Here is a 19,775-nt window from a genome sequence, read left to right as displayed (position 1 = left end):
CGATCAACCCTCCTTCGCTTGGGTCGGCGCGGATTGACCGCTGTCCTTCAGGGCCTTGGTCACTTCCGGCGGCATGTATTTCTCGTCGTGCTTGGCCAGCACTTCATCGGCCACTACGACGCCGTCGGCGTTGAGCTTGCCCAGTGCAACAATGCCCTGCCCTTCGCGGAACAGGTCCGGCAGGATGCCGCGGTAGGTGATGGTCACGGACTTGTTGAAGTCAGTGACCACGAATTTCACGTCCAGGGAGTCCGGGGAACGTTGCAGCGAGCCTTTCTCGACCATGCCGCCGGCGCGGATGCGGGTGTCCTGCGGTGCTTCGCCGTTGGCGATCTGGGTCGGGGTGTAAAACAGATTGATGTTCTGCTGCAGGGCGCTCAGGGCCAGGCCGACGGCAGCGCCGACCCCGACCAGAATCGCCAGAATGATGATCAAGCGTTTTTTGCGCAGCGGATTCACTTGCCGTTCTCCCGGCGCAGACGACGCGCCTCTTGTTGCAGATAACGCTTGCGGGCCGCGATCGGCGCCGCCACGTTGAGGATCAGTACCGCCAGACAGATGCCGTAGGCCGACCAGACGTACAGGCCGTGATGGCCCATGGCGAGGAAGTCGCCGAATGACGCGAAACTCATCGAGCGGCCTCCAGGCTGTTCTGCACTTCTTCTTTCACCCAGCTGGCGCGGGCTTCGCGCTTGAGCACTTCAAGGCGCATGCGCAGCAACAGCACGGCGCCGAAGAAACAGTAGAAACCCAGCACCGTCAGCAACAACGGCAGCCACATTTCGGCGGGCATCGCCGGTTTTTCGGTCAGGGTGAAGGTCGCGCCCTGGTGCAGGGTGTTCCACCACTCCACCGAGTATTTGATGATCGGAATGTTGATCACGCCGACGATGGCCAGTACCGCGCAAGCCTTGGCGGCGCTGTCGCGGTTGCTGATGGCGTTGCCCAGAGCGATCACGCCGAAGTACAGGAACAGCAGAATCAGCATCGAGGTCAGCCGCGCGTCCCAGACCCACCACGAACCCCAGGTCGGCTTGCCCCAGATTGCCCCGGTGACCAGCGCCACAGCGGTCATCCACGCGCCGATCGGTGCGGCGCATTGCAGCGCGACGTCGGCCAGTTTCATCTTCCACACCAGCCCGACCACACCGCACACCGCCAGCATCACGTAGATCGACTGGGCGAGCATCGCGGCGGGAACGTGGATGTAGATGATGCGAAAGCTGTTGCCTTGCTGATAGTCCGGCGGCGCGAAGGCCAGGCCCCAGACGACGCCGACAGCGATCAGCAGCAACGCTGCAATGCTCAGCCACGGCAGGAACTTGCTGCTGATGCCGTAGAACCACTTGGGCGAGCCGAGCTTGTGAAACCAGGTCCAGTTCATACTGTTTCCATCACGGGTGCCGCTCATCGGTGTGAGCAGTCTCAGGGTCTTTGCTGGTTAAATTTTAACCAGACCTCATTATTCGCCGACGCTGATCTTCAGGCCAGCAGCTATTGCAAAAGGTGTCAGGGTTATCGCCAGGGCGGTCAGGCTGCCAAGCCACAACAGATAACCAATTGCCGGCATGCCCTGCAGCGCCGCCTGCAAGGCGCCACTGCCGAGGATCAACACCGGGATGTACAACGGCAGAATCAGCAGCGCCAGCAACAGGCCACCGCGTTTCAGACCGACCGTCAGCGCCGCGCCCACCGCGCCGAGCAAGCTCAGCACCGGTGTTCCCAGCAGCAGCGAAAGCAGCAATACCGGCAGACACGCAGCCGGCAACCCGAGCATCAACGCCAGTAACGGCGAGAGCAAAACCAGTGCCAGCCCGGAAAAAAGCCAGTGTGCCAGCACCTTGGCCAACACCAGAAGTGGCAGGGGGTGCGGCGAAAGGACCCACTGTTCAAGGGATCCGTCTTCGAAATCACTGCGGAAAAGCCCGTCCAGCGAGAGCAGGACCGACAAAAGCGCCGCCACCCAGACTAACCCCGGGGACAAGTTTTGCAATACTTGAGTTTCCGGTCCGACGGCCAGCGGGAACAATGCGATGACGATGGCGAAGAAAATCAGCGGATTGGCCAGCTCCGCCGGGCGGCGGAACAGCAGTCGGGATTCACGGGCAACCAGCAGGCCGAACACACTCATACTGCCCAGTTCCCCAGATCGATGTCGCGATAACCGGCCGGCATCCGGCTCAGCGTGTGGTGAGTGGTCAACACCACCAGACCGCCCTGCTCGCAGTGATTGGCCAGGTGTTCTTCGAGTTGCGCCACGCCTTGCTTGTCCAGCGCGGTGAACGGCTCATCGAGGATCCACAGCGGCGGGCTGTCCAGATACAAGCGTGCCAGCGCCACGCGGCGCTGCTGGCCGGCGGACAGGCTATGACAGGGAACATCTTCGAAGCCGCGCAATCCAACCGCCGCCAGCGCCTGCCAGATCGCCTTGCGTCCGGCAGGTTGATGCAAGGCGCAGAGCCAGGCGAGGTTTTCTTCCGGGGTCAGCAAGTCCTTGATGCCGGCGGCATGGCCGATCCACAGCAGGTTGCGCGCCAGTTCGCTGCGTTGCTCGGCCAGGGGTTGACCGTTGAGCAGCACCTGACCGTCGGTCGGTTGCATCAGGCCGGCCAGCAGGCGCAAGAGACTGGTCTTGCCGCTGCCGTTGGGACCGCTGATCTGCACCATATCGCCACTGGCCAGTCTCAATTCGAGATTCTCGAAGAGCAGTCTGAGATCACGCTCACAGGCGAGGCCGACGGTTTGCAGGACAGGGCTGGTCAAGGGTTCACGGGCCTTATACGGTTCAAGTCGGCTCTGGGGCGGCCGTTAAAGAGTTGCAGCATAAATGCAATGACGGCTCAATCCAGAGAGCTGGGTCAAACAATTGCTATGTTTTTTTGAACGAACGGAAGGACGGGCGGCATTATACATGGCGTCCCCTGCTCTCCCGAGTGCATTTTCCTCAGGTTGTGTCCGCGTATGACAGGCGAAATGAACATCCTCCCGCTCCCGCCCACCACCCCGGCGACCGCTCGCCCGCAGGTAGGTGAGCTGCTCAAGCTGCTGACGCCGATGGACGGGCTGATTGCCGCCGGCCAGAGCGCCAAGGCCGAGGTGTTGTCGCTGAAACCGGCGGACCAGGCCTTTCAGGTACTGCTCAAGGTCACCCTCGACGGCGGCCGCCAGACCACCGTGCAGGCGACCAGTCCCCTGCCGCTGCCGCAAGGCACCAACCTGGCGGTCACCCAGCCGTCGGCGGGCAATCTGGCGGTTACCGTGCAACAGGCCATCGCCACGGCTGTCGCCACCCTCACCCGCATTGATACCGCGCAATTGCCGGTCGGGACGTTGCTGCAAGGCAAGGTGCTGACCAATCAGGCGCTGCCGCAGGTGCCGGGGCAGCCGACGGTGTTCCGCTCGACGGTCAGCCTGCTCAACACGGTGTTGAGCGGCAGCACCCTGAGCCTCGACAGCCCGCAGCCGTTGCGCATCGGCACCCTGCTGTCGGCGCTGGTGCAGGATTCCCAGACCCTGAAATTCCTGCCCCTGAGCAATCGCCAGGAACAACTGGCGGTCAGTCAGCAACTGGTCAGCCAGCAAAGTCGCCAGGGTTCGCTGGATGGCTTGTTGAAAATGCTCCAGAGCCTGCCGCCCGCCGACGACCAGACCTCCAGTGATCTGCGCGCGGCCGTGGACCGGCTGCTGGCGAACCTGCCGGACGTCGGGCAACTGAGCACACCCAAAGGCCTGGCCCAGGCGCTGCTCAACAGCGGCGCATTTCTCGAAGCCAAATTGCTCGCCGGGCAAAACCCGACGCTGACCCCGGACATGAAAGGCGATCTGCTCAAGCTGATCGCGCAACTCACCCCCGGTCTGCCCGGCAATACCAATCTGAATGCGATCATCGCCGCCAACACCCTGGCCCAGGCGATGCCGAGCTTCGTGCGCAATGCCCTCGGCATGCTCGGCCAGGTCAGCGCCAAACCGGTGCCGGGCAGCTTCCCGTTGCCGGACCGGCTGCTGCAAAGCCTGGAAGGTGAAGGCGATCTGGAACACTTGCTGCGCCTGGCCGCCGCCGCTGTCTCACGCCTGCAAAGCCATCAACTGTCGAGCCTGGAGCAGACCGGCGTGACCGACGACGGGCGTCTACTCAGCACCTGGCAACTGGAAATCCCGATGCGCAATATGCAGGACATCGTGCCGTTGCAGGTCAAGTTCCAGCGCGAAGAAGCGCCGCAAGAAGAAAAACAGAATGACCGCCGTGACAGCGAGCGCGAAACCAGACAACAGCTGTGGCGTGTCGATCTGGCCTTCGACATGGAACCGCTGGGGCCAATGCAGGTTCAAGCGCAACTGATCAACGGCAGCCTGTCGAGCCAGCTATGGGCCGAACGGCCGTACACTGCCGACCTGATCGAAACCAATCTGGCCGCACTGCGCCAGCGCCTGCTGGATCGCGGGCTCAACGTCGGCGATCTCGACTGCCACCTCGGCACCCCGCCGCAAGGCATCCAAACCCGTCTCGAACACCGCTGGGTCGACGAAACCGCATGAATGATTCCACTGCTCCACGCCAGGCCATTGCCCTCAAGTACGACGGCAGCCACGCTCCGACCCTCACCGCCAAGGGTGACGACGAACTGGCCGAAGAAATCCTGCGCATCGCCCGCGACTGTGAAGTGCCGATCTACGAGAACGCCGAACTGGTGAAGTTGCTGGCGCGCATGGAACTGGGCGACAGCATTCCGCAGGAGCTGTACCTGACGATTGCCGAGATCATCGCGTTTGCCTGGAACCTCAAGGGCAAGTTCCCGCAAGGACACGACCCGGATGCACCGATGGTCGAGAAAGACGTCACCGAACGCGGCGACGATTACTGAGGGCAAAAAAAAATCGCAGTCATCGACTGCGATTTTTTTGTTCCGCTCGAAACTCTCAACTGCTTCTGTGCAGCTTGCGCATCAACTCCGCCTCAGCCTGGGTCAAGCCGCAAGACTGAGTCAGCTCATCGACACTCGCGCCCATCCCGACCAGTTTCGCCGCCTGGGCGAATGACAGGCTGGACGGGTCGCGCTGTTCGAGCTGGGTGATCTTGTCCGGGATCGGACTGACGACCGCGCGCAGCTCGTGCAGGGCTTCGCCCATGCGCACGTTGCCGTTCTGGTAATCGTCGACACGCTTGGCCAGGTCCTTGATGCGCTGGTCACGCAGCGCATCGCCCTGGGCCTGTTGCGCAGCGATCACGCGCTGCGCCTTGATGTACGCCAGAAACATCGCCAGCGTGCCTGCCCAGAACAGGAACAGGACAATGACCGCTACCTCGAGAATCAATCAGATATTCTCCAGTTCCGACCATTCTTCTTCGCTCATCATCTTGTCCAGCTCGACCAGGATAAGCAACTCGTTGTTCTTGTTGCACACGCCCTGGATGAACTTGGCCGACTCTTCGTTACCGACGTTCGGTGCGGTCTCGATTTCCGACTGACGCAGGTAAACCACTTCAGCCACGCTGTCGACCATGATGCCGACCACTTGCTTGTCGGCTTCGATGATGACGATACGGGTGTTGTCGCTGATCTCGCCGCTCATCAGGCCGAAGCGCTGACGGGTGTCGATCACGGTCACCACGTTGCCGCGCAGGTTGATGATGCCCAGCACGTAGCTTGGAGCACCCGGAACCGGAGCGATCTCGGTGTAGCGCAGGACTTCCTGAACGCGCATCACGTTGATGCCGTAGGTTTCGTTGTCCAGCTTGAAGGTCACCCATTGCAGGATCGGATCTTCGGAACCCTTTGCCGCAGTAGCCTTGTCGTTCATACCCTAGCCCCTCGAAAAACCGCGCCTGGCGGTGTGTGTTCTGTGCGCCGCCATGCATATGCCGGTGCTGTCTGTTATGTAAGTGTCATGTCGGTTTGTGGTTCGGCTTACTGCCGGACATGTGCTTTGCCCCACCGCTGGCGATCAGCTCGGCCAGTGCGGAGACATCGAGCAAGGCGCACATGTGTTCAATCACCGTGCCCGCGAGCCATGGCCGCTGACCCCGGTGACTTCTCCATTTGATTTCATTCGGGTCCAGGCGCAACGAGCGGCTGACCTGATGCACCGCCAGCCCCCACTCGTAACCTTGTACCGAAATCACGTATTGCAGGCCCTGACGGAAGTCATCGCGATAGCGATCCGGCATGACCCAGCGTGCGGTGTCCAGCACCTTCAGATTCCCCGCCTGGCTTGGCAGGATGCCGAGGAACCATTCCGGCTGACCGAACAGCGGCGTCAGCTCATGGCCGGCCAGCGAATAGATCGAGCCCAGGCACACCAGCGGCACGGCCAAGGTCAGCCCGGCGACGTCGAACAGCAGGCATTCAAAGGCTTCCGACGCCCAGGCCGGGCGACCGTCGGTTTCCACCGGTGGCGGCGTATTGCTCGGTGGCAGATGCACTTCCACCAGTGGCGCAACCAGGGTCGGCTCGACCGGGGCTGGCGCAGGCACTTCAGGCTCGGGCGCTGGCGCCGCCGGAACCGCAGGCGTTTGCAGAAGTTGGGTTTGCAGCAGCGGTGCCAGCGTCGAGACCACGCGCACCGGCTCAGGCTCTTTGATCAAAGTTGCAGGTACTTTCGCTACCACAGCGGCAGGCGCTGCAACCGGGGCGACCGGCCGGGCGGCTTGCTGCGCATCGCGGGCCTGCTCTTCAAGCACGGCGGCCTGGAATTCATCGAGTACGGCGGTGTTCTCGACCACCTCGACCGGCGCTGCGATTTCCTGCTCGACCTCGTCCGTCACTTCCTGCAGCAAGCCGTCCAGATAGGACTGCAGCGCCAGTTGCGGCTTCGATGTCAGCTTGATCGGCCGATTCATGCTCAGGCCACCTGCGGAACGAGTTGTTGCGCCAGCAGATGCTTGAGCAGCGCGCGATAGGCCAGCACGCCACGGCTCTTGCCGTCGAATTGCGAAGGCGTGACACCGGCACGGCTGGCATCGCGCAGACGTGTATCGACCGGGATATAACCCTGCCAGATCTCTTCGGGGAATTTGTCGCGCAGCACGCGCAAAGTGCCCATCGACGCCTGAGTGCGGCGGTCGAACAGGGTCGGCACGATGCTGAACGGCAGCGCCTGTTTGCGCGAACGGTTGATCATCGCCAGCGTATTGACCATGCGCTCCAGGCCTTTGACGGCCAGGTGTTCGGTCTGCACCGGGATCACCAGTTGCTGGCTCGCGGCCAGGGCGTTGACCATCAGCACACCGAGCAACGGCGGGCTGTCGATGATCGCGTAATCGAAGTCCTGCCACAGCTGCGCCAGACTCTTGGCGATCACCAGGCCCAGGCCACTCTGCCCCGGCGACTGACGCTCGAGGGTGGCCAGCGCGGTGCTCGACGGCAACAGGGAAATGCGTTCATCGCTGGTGGACAGCAGCAACTGGCCCGGCAGGCCTTGCGGCACACTGCCCTTGTGCAGGAACAGGTCGTAGTTGCTGTGTTCCAGGCTGTCGGGGTCGTAACCGAAATAGCTGGTCATCGAGCCGTGCGGGTCGAGATCGACCACGACCACGCGTTTGCCCGCCTCTGCCAGCAAACCGGCTAAAGCGATGGAAGAAGTGGTTTTACCAACACCACCCTTTTGATTGGCGACTGCCCAGACTCTCATTCGGATTGTTCCTCCCGGCCGAGCTGCTCGGCCGAGACATGGCTCAGCGTATTAATGCGGGCGACGGAGAATTGACGGCACTCTCGCGTCCCGGCGTCTTGACCGGGGTCGGTGCAGTTTGTGTGCCAGCACGCTTCAACGCGGCGTCCGGTGTTGCATTGGCGGTCCCGGTGCCGGTCAGGCTGCGACGCACATCGAGATTGCGCGACACCACCAGCACCACGCGACGGTTCTTCGCCCGGCCTTCGGCGGTGGCGTTGTTGGCCACCGGCTGGAATTCGCCGTAACCCACCGAGGCCATGCGGCCAGGGTTGACGCCCTGCATCGCCAGCATGCGCACGATGCTCGCCGAACGCGCCGAAGACAGTTCCCAGTTGGTCGGGTACTGCGCGGTGCGGATCGGCTGGTCGTCGGTGAAGCCTTCGACGTGGATCGGGTTGTCGAACGGTTTGAGGATCGCCGCAACCTTGTCGATGATGTTAAACGCGATATCGCTCGGCATCGCATCACCACTGCCGAACAACAGGCTGGAGTTGAGTTCGATCTCGACCCACAGTTCGTTGCCGCGTACGGTCATCTGGTTGCTCGCGATCAGGTCGCCGAACGCGGCACTGATATCGTCGGCGATGCTTTTCAGCGGATCGCTGGCCCCGGCGATGCCGGCATCGACCTGTTCGGAGTCCTTGACCAGCGGCTTGGCCGGGGTCACGGTTTTCGGGCGTTCTTCACCGATCGGGATCGGCTTGAGCGAGCGGTCGGAGTCGGTGAAGACCCCGATCAGCGCTTCGGAGATGACCTTGTACTTGCCTTCGTTGATCGACGAGATGGAGTACATCACCACGAAAAAGGCAAAGAGCAAGGTGATGAAGTCGGCGTAGGAAACCAGCCAACGTTCATGGTTTACGTGCTCTTCATGCTGGCGACGACGTGCCATGAGGTTAGTCCCTTAATCCATGAAGCCCTGAAGCTTCAACTCGATGGAGCGTGGGTTTTCACCTTCAGCGATCGACAAAATACCTTCCAACAACATTTCGCGATAACGCGACTGCCGCAACGCAATTGACTTGAGCTTGGCGGCGACCGGCAGCAATACCAGGTTGGCACTGGCCACGCCGTAGATGGTGGCGACGAATGCCACGGCGATGCCGTTGCCCAGTTGCGACGGATCGGCCAGGTTGCCCATCACGTGGATCAAGCCCATCACCGCACCGATGATACCGATGGTCGGCGCATAGCCGCCCATGCTTTCAAAGACCTTGGCGGCTTCGATGTCGCGGGCTTCCTGGGTGTAGAAATCCACTTCGAGAATGCTGCGGATCGCTTCCGGCTCGGCGCCGTCGACCAGCAGTTGCAGGCCCTTGCGCGAGTAGGCGTCAGGTTCGGCATCCGCCACGCCTTCCAGGCCCAGCAGGCCTTCCTTGCGTGCAGTGAGGCTCCAGTTGACGACACGGTCGATGCCGCCGGCCAGATCCACACGGGGCGGGAAAAAGATCCAGGCCAGAATCTGCATGGCACGCTTGAACGCGCTCATCGGCGATTGCAGCAAGGCGGCACCGATGGTCCCGCCGAGCACGATCAGCGCCGCCGGGCCGTTGGCCAGTGCGCCGAGGTGACCGCCTTCAAGGAAGTTGCCGCCGATGATGGCGACAAACGCCATGATGATCCCGATAAGGCTTAGAACATCCATCAGATACACGCCTCGACGATGTGCTTGCCGATATCGTCCAGACCGTACACCGCATCCGCGAGGTCAGCTTTGACGATCGCCATCGGCATACCGTAGATCACGCAACTGGCTTCATCCTGGGCCCAGACGGTGCTGCCGCCCTGCTTGAGCAGACGCGCGCCTTCGCGACCGTCAGCGCCCATGCCGGTCAACACGACCGCCAGAACTTTGTCGCTGTAGGATTTCGCCGCGGAACCGAAGGTGATGTCCACGCAAGGCTTGTAGTTCAGACGCTCGTCGCCCGGCAGGATTTTCACCGCGCCACGGCCGTCGATCATCATCTGCTTGCCACCCGGTGCCAGCAGCGCCAGGCCCGGACGCAGGATGTCGCCATCCTCGGCTTCCTTGACGCTGATGCGGCACAGCTTGTCCAGACGCTCGGCGAAGGCCTTGGTGAAGGCCGCCGGCATGTGCTGGATCAGCACGATCGGCGCCGGGAAGTTGGCCGGCAACTGGGTCAGAACCCGTTGCAGGGCAACCGGGCCACCGGTCGAGGTGCCGATTGCCACCAGCTTGTAGGCCTTGCGTTTCGGCGCCGGCGACGAAGCGCTGGCTGCCGGAGCGCGAGCCGGGGCAGGCGCCGGTGCCGGACGAGCCGGTGCACTGTGGCTGCCAAAGCTCGACGGCGCCGCTGCCGGAGTCGGCGCAGGTGCCGGTGCAGCGGCAGGCGCCGGCGCACTGTAGGCACTGAAACGACGGTTACTGCGCGAGATGCTGTGCACCTTCTCGCACAGCAGTTGCTTGACCTTCTCCGGATTGCGCGAGATGTCTTCGAAATTCTTCGGCAGGAAATCCACCGCGCCGGCATCCAGCGCATCCAGGGTCACCCGGGCGCCTTCATGAGTCAGCGAGGAGAACATCAACACCGGGGTCGGGCAGCGCTGCATGATGTGCCGCACCGCCGTGATGCCATCCATCATCGGCATCTCGTAGTCCATGGTGATCACGTCCGGCTTGAGGGCCAGGGCCTGATCGATCGCCTCTTTACCGTTGGTTGCCGTACCGACAACCTGGATGCTCGGATCCGCTGAAAGAATTTCCGAGACGCGGCGGCGGAAAAAACCCGAATCGTCCACCACCAGGACTTTGACTGCCATAAACACTCCATTAGGTGCAGCGGGACGTTGTCGCCCCGCTGCCCCGGATTCAAATACGCCGTGCGGCGTAACGCTTGAGCATGCTTGGAACATCGAGAATCAGCGCAATGCGGCCGTCACCGGTAATGGTGGCGCCGGACATGCCCGGGGTTCCCTGCAGCATTTTGCCCAATGGCTTGATGACCACTTCTTCCTGGCCGACCAGTTGATCGACGACGAAGCCGATCCGCTGGGTGCCTACCGAAAGGATCACCACATGGCCTTCGCGCTGCTCTTCGTGAGCGGCGGAGCTGACCAGCCAGCGCTTGAGGTAGAACAATGGCAGCGCCTTGTCCCGCACGATCACCACTTCCTGGCCGTCCACCACGTTGGTGGTCGACAGGTCGAGGTGGAAGATTTCGTTGACGTTCACCAGCGGGAACGCGAACGCCTGGTTGCCGAGCATCACCATCAGGGTCGGCATGATCGCGAGCGTCAGCGGCACCTTGATGACGATTTTCGAGCCGGCGCCCTTGGTCGAGTAGATGTTGATCGACCCGTTGAGCTGGGAAATCTTGGTCTTCACCACGTCCATGCCGACACCACGGCCGGACACGTCGGAGATCTCGGTCTTGGTCGAGAAACCCGGGGCGAAGATCAGGTTGTAGCATTCGGTGTCGCTCAGGCGATCGGCGGCATCCTTGTCCATCACGCCGCGTTTCACGGCGATGGCACGCAGGACGTTCGGGTCCATGCCTTTGCCGTCGTCGGAGATCGACAGCAGGATGTGGTCGCCTTCCTGTTCAGCGGCCAGGATCACCTTGCCGCCACGGGCCTTGCCCGAGGCTTCGCGTTCTTCCGGCGACTCGATGCCGTGGTCGACCGCGTTGCGCACCAAGTGGACCAGCGGGTCGGCCAGTGCCTCGACGAGGTTCTTGTCGAGGTCGGTCTCTTCGCCCACCAGTTCCAGGTTGATCTCTTTCTTGAGCTGACGCGCGAGGTCGCGAACCAGACGCGGGAAGCGACCGAAGACTTTCTTGATCGGCTGCATCCGGGTCTTCATGACAGCGGTCTGCAGGTCGGCGGTGACCACGTCGAGGTTCGACACGGCCTTCTGCATCGACTCGTCGCCGCTGTTCAGGCCCAGGCGCACCAGACGGTTACGCACCAGCACCAGCTCGCCGACCATGTTCATGATTTCGTCGAGACGCGCGGTGTCCACACGCACGGTAGTCTCGGCTTCGCTCGCCGGTTTTTCCGGTGGCGGAGTCGCCGGTGCACGGGCCGGAGCCGGTGCAGCAGCGGCAGCCGGTTTGGCCGGTTCGGCTTTGGGCTCAGGCGCTTTTGCAGCAGGCTTCGCCGCAGCGGCCGGGGCCTTGGCGGCAGGCGCTGCAACAGCAGAAGCATTGCCGGCCGTCACGACGGCACCGGTGGCGACGTCAGTGAACTTGCCTTTGCCATGCAGATCGTCGAGCAGCGATTCGAACTCGTGGTCGGTGATCAGATCGCTACCGGCTGCAGCCGCTGCCGGAGCAGCATTCGCATTTGCAGGGACGGACGCAATCGCCGACTCCAGCGCATCGACAGCAAAGTTACCCTTGCCGTGCAACTGATCGAGCAAGGCTTCGAATTCATCGTCGGTGATGTCCGAGCTGTCGCCCGCCGCCGGAGCCGCAGGTGCAGCGGCCGCAGGTGCCACGGCATCGGCCGCGAACTGGCCCTTGCCGTGCAACTGGTCGAGCAGCGACTCGAACTCGGCGTCGGTGATTTCATCGCTGGCCGCTTCGTCGGAAGCCGGCGCAGCGGCAGCCGCCGGGGCTTCGGCTTCGGCCTTGACGGCATTCAGCGAGTCCAGCAGCTGTTCAAATTCGTTATCGGTGATGTCGCCGGAGTCGCCGGTTTCGTTTTCAACGACCAGCTCTTCGATCATCTCGGCCACAGGCGAAGCCGGGGCTTCATCCGCCGATTGCGGTTCGGCCAGGCGCGCCAGGGCGGCCAGCAGTTCCGGGGTTGCAGCGGTGATCGGGCTGCGATCGCGAACTTCGCCGAACATGCTGTTCACCGAGTCCAGCGCTTCGAGCACCACGTCCATCAGTTCTGCATCTACGCGACGCTCACCCTTGCGCAGGATGTCGAACACGTTTTCGGCGATGTGACAGCACTCCACCAGCTCGTTGAGCTGAAGGAAGCCGGCGCCCCCTTTTACAGTGTGGAAACCGCGAAAAATTGCGTTGAGCAGATCTGCGTCATCCGGGCGGCTTTCCAGCTCGACCAGTTGTTCGGACAGTTGCTCAAGAATCTCGCCGGCCTCAACCAGGAAATCCTGAAGGATCTCTTCATCGGCGCCGAAGCTCATTAATGGGGTGCTCCTACAGGTCTAAAAACCCAAAAAAACTCAAAATCCAAGGCTGGATAGCAAATCGTCCACATCGTCCTGACCGGACACAACGTCTTCTCGTTTATCGGCATGAATCTGCGGACCTTCACCCTGCGAGAGATGTTTTTGTGGATCTTTTTCAGCGAGCATCGCCGCACGGTCATGTTCGATGCCCGCAAAGCGGTCAACCTGACTGGCCATAAGGACGAGTTTGAGCAAATTGCTTTCGACTTCGGTGACCAGTTGGGTCACGCGCTTGATCACCTGGCCGGTGAGGTCCTGGTAATCCTGGGCCAGCAGGATGTCGTTGAGGTTGCTCGACACCGCGCGGTTGTCCGCGCTGCTGCGTGCCAGAAAACCGTCGACCCGGCGCGCCAGTTCGCGGAACTCTTCAGCCCCGACTTCGCGGCGCATGAAACGTCCCCAGTCGGCACTCAACGCCTGGGCTTCGTCAGCCAGACCATTGACCACCGGCGTGGCGCTTTCCACCAGATCCATGGTGCGGTTGGCCGCGGCTTCGGTCAGCTTGACCACATAGCCCAGGCGCTCGGTCGCATCAGTGATCTGCGACACTTCCTCGGCCTGCGGCATATGCGGGTCGATCTGGAAGTTGACGATCGCACTGTGCAGTTCGCGCGTGAGCTTGCCGACTTCCTGGTACAGGCCACGGTCACGGGTCTGATTGAGCTCATGGATCAGTTGCACAGCGTCGCCGAACCTGCCTTTTTCAAGGCTTTCGACCAGTTCGACCGCGTGTTTTTTCAGCGTCGACTCGAAGTCGCCCTGTGAAGATTCTTTATGCTCCATAGCTCCCCCGCGCGTCATCAGCCGATGCGTTCGAAAATCTTCTCGATTTTTTCTTTCAGCGCCTGAGCCGTGAAAGGTTTGACCACGTAGCCGTTAACGCCGGCCTGGGCCGCTTCGATGATCTGCTCGCGCTTGGCTTCAGCGGTCACCATCAGCACCGGCAGGTGCTTGAGTTTTTCATCGGCGCGCACGTGACGCAGCAGGTCGATACCGGTCATGCCGGGCATGTTCCAGTCGGTCACCAGAAAGTCGATGCTGCCGCTGTTGAGCACCGGAATGGCGGTGGTGCCATCGTCGGCTTCAACGGTGTTGGTGAACCCGAGGTCACGCAACAGGTTCTTGATGATCCGCCGCATCGTTGAGAAGTCATCAACGATGAGGATTTTCATGTCTTTGTTCAATTCGACCTCCAAGCAGTCTTAAACGCGTCCAGCACCTGAACGCGCCATTTCAATCAATCCGGCAAAGCACTCGATGACTGTCTGGAGCACAACAGAGCAAGACCGGTGCCGTTCACCACCGCACCAGCCTCGTTCGCAGTGTCCCCACACTGCCTTCAGCGCGCTCGCCACTCCCCCAAACGCCCCCGCAAGCGGGCCGCGCACTGGCTGTGTAACTGGCTGACCCGCGATTCACTGACGCCAAGGACTTCACCGATTTCCTTGAGGTTCAGCTCTTCGTCGTAGTACAGCGCCAACACCAGTCGCTCACGCTCCGGCAAATTGGCAATCGCGTCCGCCAGCGCCGCCTGGAAGCGTTCATCTTCCAGATCGCGTGACGGCTCAAGATGAGCACTGGCGCCATCCTCGTGCAGCCCTTCGTGTTCGCCGTCCTGCAACAGGTCGTCGAAACTGAACAGTCGGCTGCCCAGGGTGTCGTTCAAAATCCCGTAGTAATCGTCGAGACTCAACTGGAGTTCGGCCGCAACCTCGTGATCTTTAGCGTCACGGCCGGTTTTAGCTTCAATCGAGCGAATCGCGTCGCTGACCATACGGGTATTGCGGTGAACCGAGCGCGGTGCCCAGTCCCCCTTGCGTACTTCATCGAGCATCGCGCCGCGGATCCGGATGCCCGCGTACGTTTCGAAACTGGCGCCCTTGCTGGCGTCGTATTTGGTCGAGACTTCGAGCAGGCCGATCATCCCGGCCTGGATCAGGTCCTCGACCTGCACACTGGCCGGCAACCGCGCCAGCAAGTGGTAGGCGATGCGCTTGACCAGTGGCGCGTAACGCTCGATCAGCTCGTACTGCGCGTCACGCGCCGACTTTTTGTAAAGGTTCATACCGCTGGCGGTCATAGCACAGGTCCTGCCGTTTGCTGCACGAGGCGCTCGACGAAAAATTCGAGATGGCCGCGCGGGTTGGCGGGCAGCGGCCAGGTGTCGACCTTTTGCGCGATCGCCTTGAATGCCAGTGCGCACTTGGAACGCGGGAAGGCTTCATAGACCGCACGCTGCTTCTGCACCGCCTTGCGCACGCTTTCGTCGTAAGGCACCGCACCGACGTATTGTAAGGCGACGTCGAGGAAGCGATCCGTGACCTTGGTCAACTTCGCGAACAGGTTGCGACCTTCCTGCGGGCTCTGGGCCATGTTGGCCAGGACGCGGAAGCGGTTCATGCCGTAATCGCGGTTGAGCAGCTTGATCAGCGCGTAGGCGTCGGTGATCGAGGTCGGCTCGTCGCAGACCACCAGCAACACTTCTTGCGCCGCGCGAACGAAACTGACTACCGAGTCACCAATACCCGCAGCGGTGTCGATCACCAGCACGTCGAGGTTGTCGCCGATGTCACTGAATGCCTGAATCAGACCGGCATGCTGGGCCGGGCTCAGGTGAACCATGCTTTGCGTGCCGGAAGCGGCCGGCACGATGCGGATCCCGCCGGGACCTTGCAACAGCACGTCGCGCAGTTCGCAGCGGCCCTCGATCACATCGGCCAAAGTACGTTTGGGCGTCAGGCCCAGCAGAACGTCGACGTTCGCCAGACCCAGGTCGGCATCCAGCAGCATGACCCGACGGCCAAGCTCTGCCAGCGCCAGGGACAAGTTCACTGACACGTTAGTCTTGCCGACGCCACCTTTGCCGCCGGTCACCGCGATCACCTGTACGGGATGCATGCTGCCCATGTTATTTCTTTACCTTGTCTTGCATAGACGGAGGCCACATTACTGGCTGCGCGTTCACAACCGGAACAATGCGTGGCAGACCATCGATGTAGGTACAAAAACTGTTCATTACCTCAGCCAACCTGCTTGGTCGGGCTGTGGTAGATATCAGCGAACATGTCAGCCATGGCTTCTTCGCTGGGTTCTTCCTGCATTTGCACGCTGACGGCGCGGCTGACCAATTGATGACGGCGCGGCAGATGCAGATCATCCGGAATCCGTGGGCCATCGGTCAGGTAGGCGACCGGCAGTTCATGACTGATCGCCAGGCTCAGCACTTCGCCAAGGCTGGCCGTCTCATCCAGTTTAGTCAGGATGCACCCGGCGAGCCCGCAACGCTTGTAACTGTGATAAGCGGCGGTTAGAACCTGTTTCTGGCTGGTGGTTGCCAGCACCAGATAATTTTTCGACCGAATGCCACGACCGGCCAGACTTTCCAGCTGCATGCGCAGTGCCGGATCGCTGGCCTGCAGGCCGGCGGTGTCGATCAGCACCACGCGTTTGCGCAACAGTGGATCCAGCGCCTGCACCAGGGACTGGCCCGGGTCGACGTGGGTCACCGACACATTGAGGATCCGGCCCAGGGTTTTCAACTGTTCCTGAGCGCCGATGCGGAAACTGTCCATGCTCACCAGCGCAATGTTCTGCGCGCCGTACTTGAGTACGTAGCGGGCAGCCAGTTTGGCCAGGGTGGTGGTCTTGCCCATGCCGGCCGGGCCGACCATGGCAATCACACCGCCCTCTTCCAGCGGCTCGACTTCCGGTGTGGCGATCATCCGCGCCAGGTGCGCGAGCAGCATGCGCCAGGCCTGACGAGGCTCTTCGATATCGCTGGTCAGCGCCAGCAGGTCGCGGGACAACGGACCGGACAAGCCGATGCGTTGCAGACGACGATACAGATTGGCCTGAGCCGGACGGCTGCCTTGCAGCTGATTCCAGGCCAGGGTGCCGAGCTGCACTTCCATCAGCTCGCGCAGGCTGTTGAGTTCGAAACGCATCGAATCCAGCGCACGCGGATCGACGCCAGCGGCAGCCGGCGCAGGTGCCGGGGCTGGACGGGCCGGTGCGGCGTACGTCGGTTCTGTCAGAGGCTCGGCTGCTGTCAGCGGCAGGCCGGCGGTCAATGGCAGACCGGAGAACAACTGGCGATTGGTGTTGCCGTCGGCCTCACCACGCATGCTCAGCTCGGCCTGGGCAGTGACGATGCGCGACTGGGTCTTGCGCAGCTCGTCTTCGAGTTCCATGTTCGGAACCCGTGGCGCCAGCGCCGACAGTTTGTAATCCAGCGCCGCCGTCAGCTCGACGCCGCCGGCAATGCGGCGGTTGCCAATGATGGCGGCATCAGCGCCCAGCTCATCACGAACCAGCTTCATGGCCTGACGCATATCGGCGGCGAAAAAACGCTTAACTTGCATAAACCACTACCTCAGCCGTTGGGCCCTACTGTCGCAACGATGGTCACTTGCTTGTTGTCCGGAATTTCCTGGTAGGCCAGCACATGCAGTCCGGGAACTGCCAGGCGACCAAAGCGCGAGAGCATCGCGCGAACCGGGCCTGCTACCAACAGGATCACCGGCTGACCTTGCATTTCCTGACGCTGCGCCGCTTCGATGAGCGAACGTTGCAGCTTCTCGGCCATGCTTGGCTCCAGCAGAACGCCCTCTTCCGAGCCTTGTCCTGCCTTCTGCAGACTATTGAGCAATATTTGTTCCAACCTTGGCTCCAGCGTGATGACTGGCAGCTCGGACTCAGTCCCTACAATGCTTTGGACGATTGCACGGGATACGCCAACCCGCACAGCGGCCACCAAAGCGGCGGTATCTTGACTCTTGGCGGCATTGTTGGCGATGGCTTCGGCAATGCTGCGGATGTCGCGCACCGGCACGTGTTCGGCCAGCAGCGCCTGCAACACTTTCAGCAGCTGCGACAACGTGACCACACCCGGCACCAGCTCTTCCGCCAGTTTCGGCGAGCTCTTGGCCAGCAATTGCATGAGTTGCTGCACTTCTTCGTGGCCGATCAGCTCGCTGGAGTGCTTGTACAGAATCTGGTTCAAGTGGGTGGCGACCACGGTACTGGCGTCCACCACGGTGTAACCGAGCGATTGCGCCTGGGCGCGCTGGCTGACTTCGATCCACACCGCCTCCAGGCCGAAAGCCGGATCTTTGGCGGTGATGCCGTTGAGCGTGCCGTAGACCTGCCCCGGGTTGATCGCCAGTTCGCGATCCGGGTAGATCTCGGCCTCGGCCAGAATCACGCCCATCAGGGTCAGGCGATAGGCGCTTGGTGCCAGGTCGAGGTTGTCGCGAATGTGTACGGTCGGCATCAGGAAGCCCAGATCCTGCGAGAGCTTCTTGCGCACGCCCTTGATCCGCGCCAGCAACTGGCCGCCCTGGTTGCGGTCCACCAGAGGGATCAGTCGATAGCCGACTTCCAGGCCGATCATGTCGATTGGTGTGACGTCGTCCCAGCCCAATTCCTTGGTTTCCATGGCGCGGGCCGGCGACGGCAGCAGCTCCTGTTGACGTTTGACCTCTTCCAGCGCCTGCACCTTGGCCACGTTCTGCTTCTTCCAGAACAGGTAAGCACCGCCAGCGGCCAATGCGGCCATGGTCAGGAACGAGAAGTGCGGCATGCCCGGCACCAGGCCCATGACCGCCATCAGACCGGCCGCCACCGCCAGCGCTTTCGGCGAGGCGAACATCTGGCGATTGATCTGCTTGCCCATGTCTTCCGAACCGGAAGCACGGGTCACCATGATCGCTGCAGCTGTAGATAACAACAGTGATGGCAATTGCGCCACTAAACCGTCACCGATGGTCAGCAAGGCGTAAACCTTGCCGGCGTCAGCGAAGGACATGTTGTGCTGGAAGATACCGACCGCCATGCCGCCGATGAGGTTGATGAACAGAATCAGCAGGCCGGCGATGGCGTCACCGCGGACGAACTTGCTGGCACCGTCCATCGAACCGTAGAACTCTGCTTCCTGGGCCACTTCCTGACGGCGGGCCTTGGCCTGGGTCTGGTCGATCAGGCCGGCGTTGAGGTCGGCGTCGATGGCCATTTGTTTGCCGGGCATCGCATCGAGGGTGAAGCGCGCGCTCACCTCGGAAATCCGCCCGGCACCCTTGGTCACCACGACGAAGTTGATGATCATCAAGATCGCGAAGACCACGATACCGACCACGTAGTTACCGCCGATCACCACCTCACCGAAGGCCTGGATCACCTTACCGGCAGCGGCGTGGCCGTCCTGACCGTGGAGCATCACCACCCGCGTCGACGCCACGTTCAGCGCCAGCCGCAACAGCGTCGCCACCAGCAGGATCGTCGGGAACACCGCAAAATCCAGCGGCCGCAGGGCGTACACGCAGACCAGCAGCACGACGATCGACAGGGCAATGTTGAAGGTGAAGAACACGTCGAGCAGGAACGGCGGCACCGGCAACATCATCATCGCCAGCATGACCAGCAGCAACAGCGGCACACCCAGATTGCCCCGGCTGAGGTCGGCAATGTTCGAGCGAGCACTGTTGATTAACTGAGAGCGATCCACCGGTTTTCCCCGTTCCTTTAAAGCAAACTTTTGACGCCCAGAGCGGGCGCACGGCGGCTACTGCAAGAAGCCTTCCAACTTTTGCCGATGATTGAAACAGAGGGGTTTGAGTGTGGTTTTTCTGCTGGGCGGGACGTCGCCTTCGCAGGAAGTCAGCAAAAAGTGCCTTCTAAACTCGGGTGTTTAAAAGACACCTTCAGACACGCCTTACAGGCTACGAATCCTTGCGCCATTGCCTACAGCTACGCCAGAATCCGCCGGCTTGTGCGCCTTGGGGTCGGGTTTTATTGTGGGTCTGTCGCTGACGAATCAGCGATCGGGTTTAGCGACTCGCTCAGATTAAAGGTGCACCAGCGTTCCAGGCTTCGTTGCGGATCTGTATGTCTGCAATTTCGTTATGGTGGCTGTATGCGGGAGACCCTTGCGGTCTGCCGGGTGCCT

At 61.6% G+C, this 19,775-nt stretch carries 21 protein-coding genes; 2 read left to right on the top strand and 19 right to left on the bottom strand.

Features of this window, described 5'->3' with window-relative positions; genetic code table 11:
* Positions 1-3: 3 nt before the first annotated feature.
* From ccmE to ccmA, 5 genes are all read right to left on the bottom strand, one after another.
* Positions 4-459: a cytochrome c maturation protein CcmE gene (ccmE, locus tag M5B98_RS13305; protein ID WP_065261104.1), complete on the bottom strand. Its 456-nt coding sequence runs from the start codon at positions 457-459 to the stop codon at positions 4-6.
* Positions 456-632 (bottom strand): heme exporter protein CcmD, encoded by a 177-nt coding sequence (ccmD, locus tag M5B98_RS13300; RefSeq protein WP_011333085.1) that lies wholly within the window; start codon positions 630-632, stop codon positions 456-458. The genes ccmE and ccmD overlap by 4 nt, the downstream gene beginning before the upstream one ends.
* The gene (locus M5B98_RS13295; RefSeq protein ID WP_085733725.1) at positions 629-1,384 is read right to left on the bottom strand and encodes a heme ABC transporter permease; all 756 of its coding nucleotides are present in this window, start codon (positions 1,382-1,384) and stop codon (positions 629-631) included. The genes ccmD and M5B98_RS13295 overlap by 4 nt, the downstream gene beginning before the upstream one ends.
* Before the next feature lie 78 nt (positions 1,385-1,462).
* Positions 1,463-2,131 (bottom strand): heme exporter protein CcmB, encoded by a 669-nt coding sequence (ccmB, locus tag M5B98_RS13290; protein WP_007959235.1) that lies wholly within the window; start codon positions 2,129-2,131, stop codon positions 1,463-1,465.
* Positions 2,128-2,763, bottom strand: coding sequence for a cytochrome c biogenesis heme-transporting ATPase CcmA (gene ccmA, locus M5B98_RS13285; RefSeq protein ID WP_248742931.1), 636 nt, complete (start codon positions 2,761-2,763; stop codon positions 2,128-2,130). Before ccmA ends, ccmB begins: the two co-directional genes overlap by 4 nt.
* A gap of 198 nt (positions 2,764-2,961) precedes the next feature.
* Here ccmA and M5B98_RS13280 point away from each other — a divergent pair, with 198 nt between their 5' ends.
* Positions 2,962-4,536 carry a flagellar hook-length control protein FliK gene (locus M5B98_RS13280; RefSeq protein ID WP_248742930.1) on the top strand — a complete coding sequence of 525 codons (1,575 nt, stop codon included), beginning with the start codon at positions 2,962-2,964 and terminating at the stop codon, positions 4,534-4,536.
* Complete coding sequence (locus tag M5B98_RS13275) at positions 4,533-4,862, top strand: EscU/YscU/HrcU family type III secretion system export apparatus switch protein (protein WP_248742929.1); 330 nt, start codon at positions 4,533-4,535, stop codon at positions 4,860-4,862. Before M5B98_RS13280 ends, M5B98_RS13275 begins: the two co-directional genes overlap by 4 nt.
* A 55-nt stretch (positions 4,863-4,917) precedes the next feature.
* Here the strand turns inward: M5B98_RS13275 and M5B98_RS13270 are convergent, their stop codons facing one another.
* The 14 genes from M5B98_RS13270 to flhA form a co-directional block, all read right to left on the bottom strand.
* A complete protein-coding gene (locus M5B98_RS13270) occupies positions 4,918-5,313 on the bottom strand; it encodes a DUF2802 domain-containing protein (RefSeq protein WP_085710496.1) in 396 nt (131 codons plus the stop codon).
* The gene (locus M5B98_RS13265) at positions 5,314-5,799 is read right to left on the bottom strand and encodes a chemotaxis protein CheW (RefSeq protein WP_007959223.1); all 486 of its coding nucleotides are present in this window, start codon (positions 5,797-5,799) and stop codon (positions 5,314-5,316) included.
* Positions 5,800-5,884: 85 nt separating this feature from the next.
* Positions 5,885-6,838, bottom strand: a complete 954-nt coding sequence (locus M5B98_RS13260) for a CheW domain-containing protein (protein ID WP_248742928.1) — start codon at positions 6,836-6,838, stop codon at positions 5,885-5,887.
* Between the two features lie 2 nt (positions 6,839-6,840).
* Positions 6,841-7,629 carry a ParA family protein gene (locus M5B98_RS13255; RefSeq protein ID WP_085710493.1) on the bottom strand — a complete coding sequence of 263 codons (789 nt, stop codon included), beginning with the start codon at positions 7,627-7,629 and terminating at the stop codon, positions 6,841-6,843.
* A 43-nt stretch (positions 7,630-7,672) separates the two neighbouring features.
* Positions 7,673-8,563 carry a flagellar motor protein MotD gene (gene motD, locus M5B98_RS13250; RefSeq protein ID WP_085710492.1) on the bottom strand — a complete coding sequence of 297 codons (891 nt, stop codon included), beginning with the start codon at positions 8,561-8,563 and terminating at the stop codon, positions 7,673-7,675.
* Between the two features lie 12 nt (positions 8,564-8,575).
* Entirely contained in the window at positions 8,576-9,316 is a 741-nt protein-coding gene (locus tag M5B98_RS13245) for a flagellar motor protein (RefSeq protein ID WP_085710490.1), read from the bottom strand.
* Positions 9,316-10,452 carry a protein-glutamate methylesterase/protein-glutamine glutaminase gene (locus M5B98_RS13240; RefSeq protein ID WP_114881910.1) on the bottom strand — a complete coding sequence of 379 codons (1,137 nt, stop codon included), beginning with the start codon at positions 10,450-10,452 and terminating at the stop codon, positions 9,316-9,318. The genes M5B98_RS13245 and M5B98_RS13240 overlap by 1 nt, the downstream gene beginning before the upstream one ends.
* A 49-nt stretch (positions 10,453-10,501) precedes the next feature.
* On the bottom strand, positions 10,502-12,787 hold the full coding sequence (locus M5B98_RS13235) for a chemotaxis protein CheA (protein ID WP_248742927.1): 2,286 nt from the start codon (positions 12,785-12,787) through the stop codon (positions 10,502-10,504).
* Between the two features lie 39 nt (positions 12,788-12,826).
* A complete protein-coding gene (locus M5B98_RS13230; RefSeq protein WP_007951961.1) occupies positions 12,827-13,615 on the bottom strand; it encodes a protein phosphatase CheZ in 789 nt (262 codons plus the stop codon).
* 17 nt (positions 13,616-13,632) lie between these two features.
* Positions 13,633-14,004 carry a chemotaxis response regulator CheY gene (locus tag M5B98_RS13225; protein ID WP_003183998.1) on the bottom strand — a complete coding sequence of 124 codons (372 nt, stop codon included), beginning with the start codon at positions 14,002-14,004 and terminating at the stop codon, positions 13,633-13,635.
* A gap of 167 nt (positions 14,005-14,171) precedes the next feature.
* The gene (gene fliA / locus M5B98_RS13220; protein ID WP_007951959.1) at positions 14,172-14,912 is read right to left on the bottom strand and encodes an RNA polymerase sigma factor FliA; all 741 of its coding nucleotides are present in this window, start codon (positions 14,910-14,912) and stop codon (positions 14,172-14,174) included.
* A complete protein-coding gene (gene fleN, locus M5B98_RS13215) occupies positions 14,909-15,739 on the bottom strand; it encodes a flagellar synthesis regulator FleN (RefSeq protein ID WP_003222917.1) in 831 nt (276 codons plus the stop codon). Before fleN ends, fliA begins: the two co-directional genes overlap by 4 nt.
* A gap of 113 nt (positions 15,740-15,852) precedes the next feature.
* A complete protein-coding gene (gene flhF / locus M5B98_RS13210; protein ID WP_085710485.1) occupies positions 15,853-17,193 on the bottom strand; it encodes a flagellar biosynthesis protein FlhF in 1,341 nt (446 codons plus the stop codon).
* An 11-nt stretch (positions 17,194-17,204) separates the two neighbouring features.
* Positions 17,205-19,334: a flagellar biosynthesis protein FlhA gene (gene flhA, locus M5B98_RS13205; protein ID WP_085710483.1), complete on the bottom strand. Its 2,130-nt coding sequence runs from the start codon at positions 19,332-19,334 to the stop codon at positions 17,205-17,207.
* Positions 19,335-19,775: the final 441 nt, after the last annotated feature.

This window comes from Pseudomonas sp. MWU12-3088 (assembly GCF_023242405.1).
In the GTDB taxonomy this organism is placed as follows: Bacteria; Pseudomonadota; Gammaproteobacteria; order Pseudomonadales; family Pseudomonadaceae; genus Aquipseudomonas; species Aquipseudomonas kribbensis.
This window is presented reverse-complemented; position numbering and strand designations above follow the sequence as displayed.